Annotated in this window: 8 protein-coding genes and 1 tRNA gene; 7 read left to right on the top strand and 2 right to left on the bottom strand. The window is 67.7% G+C overall.

Annotated features, from left to right (window positions below; all coding sequences use genetic code 11):
* Positions 1 to 157: 157 nt before the first annotated feature.
* From GQ56_RS0134050 to GQ56_RS0134040, 3 genes are all read left to right on the top strand, one after another.
* A complete protein-coding gene (locus GQ56_RS0134050; RefSeq protein WP_031402907.1) occupies positions 158 to 2,467 on the top strand; it encodes a DNA translocase FtsK in 2,310 nt (769 codons plus the stop codon).
* Positions 2,468 to 2,513: 46 nt separating this feature from the next.
* Positions 2,514 to 3,203, top strand: a complete 690-nt coding sequence (lolA, locus tag GQ56_RS0134045) for an outer membrane lipoprotein chaperone LolA (protein WP_031402906.1) — start codon at positions 2,514 to 2,516, stop codon at positions 3,201 to 3,203.
* 206 nt (positions 3,204 to 3,409) lie between these two features.
* Positions 3,410 to 4,720, top strand: coding sequence for a replication-associated recombination protein A (locus tag GQ56_RS0134040; protein WP_031402905.1), 1,311 nt, complete (start codon positions 3,410 to 3,412; stop codon positions 4,718 to 4,720).
* A 43-nt stretch (positions 4,721 to 4,763) separates the two neighbouring features.
* Here the strand turns inward: GQ56_RS0134040 and GQ56_RS0134035 are convergent, their stop codons facing one another.
* Positions 4,764 to 5,030: a DUF2164 domain-containing protein gene (locus GQ56_RS0134035; protein WP_031402904.1), complete on the bottom strand. Its 267-nt coding sequence runs from the start codon at positions 5,028 to 5,030 to the stop codon at positions 4,764 to 4,766.
* A 252-nt stretch (positions 5,031 to 5,282) separates the two neighbouring features.
* Here GQ56_RS0134035 and serS point away from each other — a divergent pair, with 252 nt between their 5' ends.
* From serS to GQ56_RS0134015, 4 genes are all read left to right on the top strand, one after another.
* The gene (gene serS / locus GQ56_RS0134030; protein WP_031402903.1) at positions 5,283 to 6,584 is read left to right on the top strand and encodes a serine--tRNA ligase; all 1,302 of its coding nucleotides are present in this window, start codon (positions 5,283 to 5,285) and stop codon (positions 6,582 to 6,584) included.
* A 117-nt stretch (positions 6,585 to 6,701) separates the two neighbouring features.
* Positions 6,702 to 6,792, top strand: a tRNA-Ser gene (locus GQ56_RS0134025).
* Between the two features lie 202 nt (positions 6,793 to 6,994).
* A complete protein-coding gene (locus GQ56_RS0134020; RefSeq protein ID WP_063934563.1) occupies positions 6,995 to 7,948 on the top strand; it encodes a phosphatase PAP2 family protein in 954 nt (317 codons plus the stop codon).
* Positions 7,949 to 8,092: 144 nt separating this feature from the next.
* Positions 8,093 to 9,628 (top strand): methyl-accepting chemotaxis protein, encoded by a 1,536-nt coding sequence (locus tag GQ56_RS0134015; RefSeq protein WP_031402901.1) that lies wholly within the window; start codon positions 8,093 to 8,095, stop codon positions 9,626 to 9,628.
* A 103-nt stretch (positions 9,629 to 9,731) separates the two neighbouring features.
* Here GQ56_RS0134015 and GQ56_RS0134010 read toward each other — a convergent pair whose 3' ends face one another.
* Positions 9,732 to 10,892 (bottom strand): alkane 1-monooxygenase, encoded by a 1,161-nt coding sequence (locus tag GQ56_RS0134010; RefSeq protein ID WP_031402900.1) that lies wholly within the window; start codon positions 10,890 to 10,892, stop codon positions 9,732 to 9,734.
* Positions 10,893 to 11,247 lie beyond the last annotated feature (355 nt).

Genomic DNA, 11,247 nt, shown 5'->3' with positions numbered 1-11,247 from the left:
GTGTTGCCGCGGGGGGCGCGGCGCGGGTTCGAGGCGGCGGCCGTATCCCGGCCCCGTCATGTAACCGTCATTTACACTTGGGGCCCCGGTGCAGCGTTTACAATAAGCGCGATCGAACGACAGGCGGGCGCACGGCCCGTCCTCTTTATACGGATTCATGGCAAAAGCTCCTTATTCCGCCCAGGCACAGGCGTTGCCGCACCGGATGTCGAAGCTCCTCACGGAGATCCGCTGGATTCTCCAGGTCGCGCTCTGCGCATTTCTGGTGATGGCCCTGCTGAGCTACAGCCGGCGCGATCCGAGCTGGACGCACGCCGCCCAGGTGGACCACATTTCGAACTGGGCCGGCCGCGTCGGCGCCTGGACGGCCGACATCATCCTGCTGCTGTTCGGGTTGTCGGCGTACTGGCTGATCGTGCCGCTCGCGCGGCGCATCGCGGTCAACTACCGCCGCATCACGCGCCACGAAGCGGTCGCGGACGAACCCGAGCGGCCGATCGGCTGGCTCACCGAGATTTTCTCGTTCGTGCTCGTCGTGCTGGCGTGCGACGGCATCGAGGCGCTGCGCATGTGGTCGCTGAAGGTGCAGTTGCCGCGGGCGCCGGGCGGCGTCGTCGGCGAGGCCGTTGCCGCCGCGATGTCGCATGCGTTCGGTTTCACGGGCGGCACGCTGCTGCTGCTGATCGCGCTCGCGATCGGCCTGTCGCTGTATTTCCGCTTCTCGTGGCTGTCGGTCGCCGAGCGCGTCGGCGGCGCGATCCTGTCCGCCGTCAACGTCGCGAAGCTGCGCCGCGAGGCCGAGCGCGACCGCAAGCTCGGCGAGGCCGCGGCCGTGCGCCGCGAAGGCAAGGTCGAGGAGGAGCGCGTGCGCATCGAGGATCACGAGCCCGTGACGATCGTGCCGCCGGTCGTCACGCCGGCGAAGTCCGAGCGCGTCGAGCGCGAGCGGCAGGTCCCGCTGTTCACCGACCTGCCGGGCGACTCGACGCTGCCGCCGGTGTCGCTGCTCGATCCCGCGCCGAAGGCGCAGGAGGCGATTTCCGCCGACACGCTCGAATTCACGTCGCGCCTGATCGAGAAGAAGCTGAAGGACTTCGGCGTCGAGGCGAGCGTCGTCGCCGCGTATCCGGGCCCGGTCGTCACGCGTTACGAGATCGAGCCGGCCACCGGCGTGAAGGGCAGCCAGATCGTCAATCTCGCGAAGGATCTGGCGCGCTCGCTGTCGCTCGTGTCGATCCGCGTCGTCGAGACGATCCCCGGCAAGAACTACATGGCGCTCGAGCTGCCGAACCAGCGCCGCCAGACGGTGCACCTGTCCGAGATCATCGGTTCCGAGGTGTACGCGGCCGCTTCGTCGGCGCTGACGCTGAGCCTCGGCAAGGACATCGGCGGCAAGCCCGTGTGCGCGGATCTCGCCAAGATGCCGCACCTGCTGGTTGCCGGCACGACCGGTTCGGGCAAGTCGGTCGGGATCAACGCGATGATCCTGTCGCTGCTGTACAAGGCGACCGCCGAGCAGGTGCGCCTGATCCTGATCGATCCCAAGATGCTCGAGATGAGCGTCTACGAAGGCATTCCGCACCTGCTGTGCCCGGTCGTCACCGACATGCGCCAGGCCGGCCACGCGCTGAACTGGACGGTCGCGGAGATGGAGCGCCGCTACAAGCTGATGAGCAAGCTCGGCGTGCGCAACCTCGCGGGCTACAACAACAAGATCGACGAGGCGGCGAAGCGCGAGGAGAAGATTCCGAACCCGTTCAGCCTGACGCCGGAAGATCCCGAGCCGCTCGGCCGCCTGCCGAACATCGTGGTCGTGATCGACGAGCTGGCCGACCTGATGATGGTCGTCGGCAAGAAGGTCGAGGAGCTGATCGCGCGGATCGCGCAGAAGGCGCGCGCGGCCGGCATCCACCTGATCCTCGCGACGCAGCGTCCGTCCGTCGACGTGATCACCGGCCTGATCAAGGCGAACGTGCCTACCCGGATCGCGTTCCAGGTGTCGTCGAAGATCGACTCGCGCACGATTCTCGACCAGATGGGCGCCGAATCGCTGCTCGGGATGGGCGACATGCTGTACCTGGCGCCCGGCACCGGGCTGCCCGTGCGCGTGCACGGCGCGTACGTCGCCGACGACGAAGTGCACCGCGTCGTCGACAAGCTCAAGGAGCACGGCGAGCCGAACTACGTCGAGGGCCTGCTCGAAGGCGGCACCGCCGACGGCGACGAGGGCTCGGCCGGTGCGGGAACCGGCGAAGGCGGCGACGAGTCTGATCCGCTGTACGACCAGGCGGTCGAGATCGTCATCAAGAACCGCCGCGCGTCGATCTCGCTCGTGCAGCGCCATTTGCGGATCGGCTACAACCGCGCGGCGCGGCTGCTCGAGCAGATGGAGCAATCGGGGCTCGTGTCGGCGATGTCGTCGAGCGGCAACCGCGAAATTCTTGTGCCGGCGCGCGACGCGGAATGAGTCCGCGGCGTTCGCCGCGCCGGCCACCCAGGGAGAAAACCGCAATATGCAGCAACATTCGTTCGCACTGTCTCTTCGTTCGACGCGGCGCTGGCTCGGCGCGGCGCTTGCCGGCGCATCGCTGATGCTCGCGGCGACGCACGCGTTCGCGGGCGGCACCGAGCAACTGAAGGCCTTCGTGTCGCAGGTGCGTTCGGCGAAGGGCGACTTCACGCAGCAGATCGTCAAGGCGCCGGCGAAGGGCGCGAGCGCCGTGCAGGCGATGCCGAAGCCCTCCGACAACTCGAGCGGCACGTTCGTGTTCTCGCGTCCGGGCAAGTTCATCTGGACGTACCAGAAGCCGTACCAGCAGGTGCTGCAGGCCGACGGCGACAAGCTCTACGTGTACGACCGCGACCTGAACCAGGTCACCGAGCGCAAGCTGAACGGCGCGCTGGGCGCGAGCCCTGCCGCGATCCTGTTCGGCAGCAACGATCTCGACAAGAACTACACGCTGCGCGACGCCGGCGAGAAGGGTGGCATCGAGTGGCTCGAGATGTTGCCGAAGGCGCAGGACACGCAGTTCCAGCGGATCGGCATCGGCTTCCGGAACGGCACGCTCGCCGCGATGGAGTTGCACGACGTGTTCGGTAACGTCACGCTGCTGACGTTCACGAACATCCAGACGAATCCGCCGCTGAAGGGCGATACCTTCAAGTTCGTCGTGCCGAAGGGTGCGGACGTGATCACCGGCTGACCGGCGCCGCGCGCCGTTCTTCCGCAACGGGCCTGCCGGCGACGGCAGGCCCGTGTTGTTTTGGGGCGCGGGCACCAGGCGCGGGCACCAGGCACCGGGCGCCGGCTCCGTGGCCGCCATGCGCGGCGGCGCTGTCGCCCGGCTGTCATAATGTCGGGTCAGGCGGCCGCGTTCGGCCGCTACCGTTTGATGTGGAGCGAGGGTTCATGTCCGACCTGTTTCAAGTCGAGCCGCGCCGGCCGCTCGCCGAGGCGCTGCGGCCGAAGACGCTCGCCGAGGTGATCGGCCAGACGCATTTGCTGGGCGAAGGCAAGCCGCTGCGGCTTGCGTTCGAATCGGGCAAGCCGCATTCGATGATCCTGTGGGGGCCGCCCGGCGTCGGCAAGACGACGCTCGCGCGGCTCACCGCGCTTGCGTTCGACTGCGAGTTCATCGCGCTGTCGGCGGTGCTCGGCGGGGTGAAGGACATCCGCGAGTCGATGGAGCAGGCGAAGGAGACGCTGAACCGCACCGGCCGCCACACGATCCTGTTCGTCGACGAGATCCACCGCTTCAACAAGGGGCAGCAGGATGCGTTGCTGCCGTTCGTCGAGTCCGGGCTCGTCACCTTCATCGGTGCGACCACCGAGAACCCGAGCTTCGAGGTCAACTCGGCGTTGCTGTCGCGTGCGCAGGTCTACGTGCTGAAGTCGCTGGACGACGACGAGATGCGCCAGTTGCTGAAGCGCGCGCAGGCAATCGCGCTCGACGGCCTGGCGTTCGACGACAAGGCGGTCGATACGCTGGTCGGCTACGCGGACGGCGACGCACGGCGCTTCCTGAACCTGCTCGAACAGGCGCAGACGGCGGCGGCGTCTGCCGGCGTCGCGACGATCGATGCGGAATTCGTCAGCAGCGCGATGACGCTCAACGCGCGGCGCTTCGACAAGGGCGGCGACAACTTCTACGACCAGATTTCAGCGCTGCACAAGTCGGTGCGCGGCTCGAGCCCGGACGGCGCGCTGTACTGGTTCTGCCGGATGATCGACGGCGGCGCGGATCCGAAGTATCTCGCGCGGCGGATCGTGCGGATGGCGTGGGAGGACATCGGCCTTGCCGATCCGCGCGCGCTGCAGGTGGCGAACGACGCGGCCGAAACCTACGAGCGGCTCGGCTCGCCGGAAGGCGAGCTCGCGCTCGGGCAGGCGGTGATCTATCTCGCGTGCGCGGCCAAGAGCAACGCAGGCTACAACGCGTTCAACCAGGCGATGGCGTTCGTGAAGCAGGACAAGTCGCGCGAGGTGCCGGTGCACCTGCGCAACGCGCCGACCAAGCTGATGAAGGAGCTGGGCTACGGCCACGCGTACCGATACGCGCACGACGAGCCGAATGCATATGCGGCCGGCGAGACGTACCTGCCGGACGGAATGCGCGAGCCGCGCTGGTACCAGCCGGTGCCGCGCGGGCTCGAATCGAAGATCGCCGACAAGCTCGCGTGGCTGCGCGAGCTCGACCGCGAGGCCGGCAAGAAGGACTGACCGCGAGGCGCGGCCCGGTTCGGCCGGCGCCGCCGCGAACGCGTCAGCGCTTGCGGGCCGGCTGCTTCTTCCAGTAGCCGAACGGCTCCTGGTGGCATTCGATGTCGAGTTCGGTGACGCGGGCGTGCAGGCTCTGCTGCGCGTCGGCGATCGCGAGGTTGTAGATCACGGGCGCGATTTCCTCGACGAAGAAGTGCAGCAGCGCGCCGGCCTGGATGTTGCCGATCGGCTCGTCCATGTTTTCCGTGAAATAGCGTTGCAGCGACGCGATCGCGCGGTCGCGCACGTCCTTGTCCAGTTCGATGGCCATCGGTTTCCTCGGTTGGCGGTTGGCGGGGGCTTCGGTTGACGCGCCGGCGGCGGACGCGGGCGTCTTGCGATCCGCGATGTTGCGACGCCGCGCGCTGTGCGGGCGCCGCACGCGAACCGGCAATGCGATACTGCCATGGTCGCCTTACCCCGGTCATCGCCCGTTTACGGCATTGTCCGTTCGTCCGGTGCCGTGGCGGCCCCGCGGTGCGTTAGAATTCCCGTCTTACACAACGATTTTCCAAGTCCTCCCATGCTCGACATCCAGTTGCTGCGCAAAGACCTCGACGGCGTCGCCCAGCGCCTCGCCGATCGCGGCTACACCCTCGACGTCGCCGCGTTCTCCGCCCTCGAAGCGGAACGCCGCGCGATCCAGACCCGCACCGAAGAGCTCCAGGCGCGCCGCAACAGCCTGTCGAAGCAGATCGGCGTGATGAAGGGGAAGGGCGAGGACGCGTCGGCCGTGATGGCCGAGGTCGGCGGCATCGGCGACGAAATGAAGGCGTCGGAAGCCAAGCTCGGCGACATCCAGGCGCGCCTGTCCGACCTGATGCTGGGCATGCCGAACGTCGCGCACGAAAGCGTGCCGGTCGGCAAGGACGAAGCCGGCAACGTCGAGGCGCGCCGCTGGGGCACGCCGCGCACGTTCGATTTCGAGGTGAAGGATCACGTCGACGTCGGCACGCCGCTCGGCCTCGATTTCGAGACGGGCGCGAAGCTCGCTGGCGCGCGCTTCACGATGCTGCGCGGCCCGATCGCGCGGCTGCACCGCGCACTCGCGCAGTTCATGATCGACACGCACACGCAGCAGCACGGCTACACGGAAGCGTATACGCCGTACATCGTGAACCCCGAGATCCTGTACGGCACGGGCCAGTTGCCGAAGTTCGCGGACGACATGTTCCGCGTCGAGAAGGGCGGCGAAGAGAACACGGTCACGCAATACCTGATCTCGACGTCCGAGATCTCGCTGACCAACACCGTGCGCGAGTCGATCGTCGACGCGTCCGCGCTGCCGATCAAGCTGACCGCGCATTCGCCGTGCTTCCGTTCGGAAGCCGGCTCGTACGGCCGCGACACGCGCGGGATGATCCGCCAGCACCAGTTCGACAAGGTCGAGATGGTGCAGGTCGTCGCGCCGGAAACGTCGTATGCGGCGCTCGACGAAATGGTCGGTCATGCGGAAGCGATCCTGCAGAAGCTCGGCCTGCCGTACCGCGTGATCACGCTGTGCACGGGCGACATGGGCTTCTCGGCCGCGAAGACGTTCGACCTCGAGGTGTGGCTGCCCGCGCAGAACACCTATCGCGAGATCTCGAGCTGCTCGAATACCGAGTCGTTCCAGGCGCGCCGGATGCAGGCGCGTTTCCGCAACGCGCAGGGCAAGCCCGAGCTCGTGCATACGCTGAACGGGTCGGGCCTCGCGGTCGGCCGCACGCTCGTCGCGGTGCTGGAGAACTACCAGAACGCCGACGGTTCGGTCACGGTGCCGGAAGTGCTGCGTCCGTACATGGGCGGTATCGAGCGGATCGACGCGCCGGTACGGGCATCGTGATGCAGGCGGCCGAAGCCCTCGCAAAATAATTTGCAAAAAGGGCTTGTCAGTTCAGAAGAGATCGTCTTATAATCTTTTCTTTCGCGGAAACGACCAACCGCGAAATGCAGTAAGGAAGGAGAGGTGGCAGAGTGGTCGAATGTACCTGACTCGAAATCAGGCGTACGGTTTCCCCGTACCGTGGGTTCGAATCCCACCCTCTCCGCCAAAATACGAAGCCCCTTGATCCGGAAGGATCAAGGGGTTTTTCGTTTTGGGCTTGCGCCGCGCATGTGTCGCAAACCGTTGCGGCGGCAACATCCGCGCCGTCGGCACATCCGGATCGGGCTGGTACGATGACGGCCAACCGCGCGGCATGATCGTGCCGCGTCCTCGATGCAGCCGCGCCGCGCGGCGAACCCCGCGATCCGATGACGAACCGAGTGCCGAAAGTCCTGACGGGCATTGCGCTGCTGACCGTCGTCATTGCCGTCGCGGGCATTCGCGGCGCGCAGGGCGTCGGCATCGCGCTGGCGTTGGGCGACGCGGCGATTTTCGCGGGGCTGGCAGGATGCGCGGCCATCGCGGTTGCGACGGCATTGATCGTGCTGTCGCGCACGCCGCGCCATTGCAAGCGCGCCCATGCGTGGCGATGGCGCGAAGCGGCGCTGGCCCTGCTCTGTATCGTGACGATCGCCGCCTTCAGCCAGGCGGTCGTGCTGCTCGACTATCGGTGCGTGGCGCTCGCGCCGCCGTCGATCGACGCCGATCTCGTCCGCTTCGATGCGCTGCTCGGCTTTCACTGGCCCGACCTGTATGGCTGGCTGGGCGCGCATGCCGGACTGCAGCGCGTGCTGGCGGTGGCGTATCGCAGCAGCATCGTGCAACTGGTGGCCGTTCCGTTCATCCTCGCGATCACGCGGCGCTACGACGACCTCGCCGAATTCATGGCGCTGTTCGCATTCGCGCTGCTCGTCGCCGTGCTCGTCTCGACGCCGTTCCCGGCGCGAAGCGCATTCGTCCATTTCGGCATCGCCGATCCGGGCACGGCGTCGACCGTGTCTCACTACGACCTGCTGCGCAGCGGGCAGCTTCGGCGCTTCAGCCTGTCCGACTCGCAGGGGCTCGTGTCGATGCCGTCGTTCCACGTGATGCTGGCGCTGTTGCTCGCGTACGCGGTACGGCACGTCCGCTACGTGTTTCCCGCCGCGCTCGCGCTGAATGCCGTGATGATCGCGTCGTCGCCGACGCAGGGCGGCCATTATCTTGCCGATGTGCTCGCCGGGATCGTCTTCGGCGTGCTGTCGATCGTCGCCGTGCGCCGCCGGATGGCGGGCTCGCGGGTTGCCGCGACAACGGCGCCCCGCGCGACGCATTCGACCTGAGCGCGCCACGCGCTGAAGCGCACGCGCGGCGTCCGGCTTTCACCGCTTTCCTCAGTTTTAAGCCTGCGTTTTCCGCGCCGTTAACACGGAGCGGCGGCGGGCGCCCTTGCCCGGCCGCATCGTTTCCCGTCGATTCAAGGTCCCATGAAGCTGAGCTACAAGATTCCCCTCGCATTCGCCGTCGCGCTGTTGCTGATGTTCTGTGGCGCGCTGTACGGTATCCACATACTCAACCGTTCGATCGATACGTTCGCCGAAGACGTGCAGACGAATGTCGGCGACGAGCGGCTCGTGTCGGCCACGCTCGTGCAGTTCAAGCTGCAGGTGCAGGAATGGAAGGACACGCTGTTGCGCGGCAAGCAGCCCGGGAAGCTCGACCAGTACTGGCAGGCGTTCCAGACGCGCGAGCGTACGGTCGATGCGCTCGCCGCGCAGCTCGTGCACCAGTTGCCGCAGGGCGAGAGCCGCTCGCTCGTCGAGCAGTTCATGCGCGCGCACACGGAGATGGGCGAGGGGTACCGGCGCGGCTTCGACGCATTCAAGGCCGCCGGCTTCGAGATGTCGGCCGGCGATGCCGCCGTGGCGGGCGTCGACCGCGAACCGGCGGCCCTGCTGGAGCGGGCCGCGAAATCGATCGCCGACGAGAGCGCCACGGTGTCGGCGCAGGCGAGCCGCGACGCGCAGCACGCCACCGCCGCGAGCCTCGTGCTGATGCTGATCGTGCTGGCCGTCGCGATGGTCGGTGCATTCCTGTTCAGCCGTGCGATCCTGCGGCCGCTCGACCGTGCGGTGGCCTGCGCGCAAGCCGTCGCCGGCGGCGACCTGACGCGTCGCGTCGATGCGAGCGGCCGTGACGAGATCGCCGACCTGCTGCGCGCGCTGCAGGCGATGCAGGCGAGCCTGTCGGGGGTGGTGCTCGAGGTGCGTACGCACGCCGAAGCCGTCGCGACGGCGAGCGCGCAGATCGCGTCGGGCAATTACGACCTGTCGGCGCGTACCGAGGCGCAGGCCGCGTCGCTCGAGGAAACGGCCGCCAGCATGACCGAACTTACGGGCAGCGTGCGCCAGTCGGCCGAGCACGCGCAGCACGCGGCGCAACTTGCGCACGACGCGTCCAGCATCGCGTCGGCAGGCGGCGGCGTGATGACGGACGCCGTCGGCACGATGACCGGCATCGCGGACAGCTCGGCGAAGGTCGGCGAGATCATCTCGGTGATCGACGGCATCGCGTTCCAGACCAACATCCTCGCATTGAACGCGGCGGTCGAGGCGGCCCGTGCGGGCGAACAGGGGCGCGGCTTCGCGGTCGTCGCGGCGGAAGTCCGCACGCTCGCGCAGCGCAGCGCCGCCGCCGCGAAGGAGATCAAGGGGCTCATCGAGCAATCGACGCGCCGGGTCGACGAAGGCGCCGTGCTGATCGGCCGCGCGGGCGCGTCGATTCACGAGATCGTGAGCGCGGTGCAGCGGGTCACGACGATCGTCGGCGAGATCTCGTCCGCGTCGCAGGAGCAGAGCGGCGGCATCCAGCAGGTGAACATTGCTGTGACGCAGATGGACGAAGCGACGCAGCGCAACGCGGCGCTCGTCGAACAGGCATCCGCCGCGACGCAGGCACTGGCCGAGCAGGCGAGCGCGCTGCGGCACGCGGTGGCCGTGTTCAGGCTGCCGGAAGCGGCGTAACGGCCGTGCCCGGCGCGCCGGACTTCGGTGGCGCAGGGCGCGGCGACGACGCCGACATCCGGCGACTCGCCGGGGCCGGCCCTTGCCGGCCGGTTCCCCGCGATCAGGCCGCGGCCGGATACTGAGCGAGCACTTTGGCGCGGATCGACGGCTTGATGTTCGATTGCGCCATGTCGCCGCCGTAGTGGGCGACCACGCGCGGATTCATCACGCGGTACCAGAGCGGCGGCACGTACGCGAACAGGATCATCGTCGCGTAGCCGGCCGGCAGTTGCGGCGAATCGTCGAAGTGGCGCAGCGCCTGGTACGAGCGCGTCGGATTCGCATGATGGTCGGCGTGCCGCTGCAGCTGGTACAGGAACAGATTGGTGACGACGTGATTGCTGTTCCACGAATGCTGCGGCGTGCAGCGTTCGTAGCGGCCGCTCGGCAGCTTGCGGCGGCCGAGGCCGTAATGCTCGACGTAGTTCACGACCTCGAGCAGCGACGCGCCGTAGACGGCCTGGATCACGAGGAACGGGATCACGACCTTGCCGGCCATCGCGATCGCGATGCCCCATACGACGACGGTCATTGCCCAGGCGTGCAGCACTTCGTTGCGCCAGGTCCAGGGCGAATGCCCGAGCCGTTCGAGGCGTGCCTTTTCGAGCCGCCACGCCGAGCGGATGCTGCCGGTCACGGTGCGCGGCAGGAAGGCCCAGAACGATTCGCCGTAGCGCGCGCTCGCCGGATCCTCGGCCGTCGCGACGCGCACGTGGTGGCCGCGGTTGTGTTCGACGTAGAAGTGGCCATACGCGACCGGCGCGAGCGTGATCTTCGCGAGCCAGCGCTCGAAGCGGTCGGTCTTGTGCCCGAGTTCGTGTGCGGTGTTGATCGAAATGCCGGTCGCGGCGCCGAGCGACAGCGCGAAGCCGACGTAGTCGTACCATGCGAGCGCATGCGTGCCGACGATCCAGACGCACACGAAGAACGCGACGTATTCGACGAAGGTCGCGAGATAGACGATGAGCCGGTAATAGCGCTCCCGCTCGAGGTGCGGGACGACGGTCTCGGGCGGATTGTCGCGATCGTCGCCGATCAGCGTATCGAGGATCGGGATCACGCCGAACGCGAACAGCGGGCCGAACCACCAGAACACGTGCAGGCCCGTCGACAGCGCGAGCTGGGCGGCGAGGATCGGCAGCGTGATCGTCAGCGCGCCGAGCAGCCACAGGTAACGCTTGCCATCCGACCAGCCCGAGGCCGATCCGTCGGTCGTTGCCATTGTCTCCCTCCTGTCGGCCGGCCCGAGGGCGGCCGCATGTACGGTTGTTCGTATGCTCGCGGGACCGCGACGTGCGCGGCGGCACCGGATCTTCCCCCGGTTCTGCCTGTTATACGATCCATGCGCGCGCTTGCCAAACCCCGGCGCTAGGCGCGCGGCTCCAAACGCCGGGGCGCGTGGGGCGCGGGCCGGGAAGGGCCGGCGCGCGCCGATTGAAACATGCGGGACGCGCCGGATCGACCCGGCCCGGCAGCGGGTTCGTCAGACGGATGGCCGGCGGCGATGCGTGCGGACAATGGGTTGGCGTGTCTGCAACAAATGTTGCATCGCAATATGCTTGACGGAACAGGCACCC

Origin of the sequence: Burkholderia paludis (assembly GCF_000732615.1) — a bacterium.
Classification (GTDB): Bacteria; Pseudomonadota; Gammaproteobacteria; order Burkholderiales; family Burkholderiaceae; genus Burkholderia; species Burkholderia paludis.
Note: the sequence above shows the minus strand (reverse complement) of the source record. Positions and strands in the feature narration are given on the sequence as shown.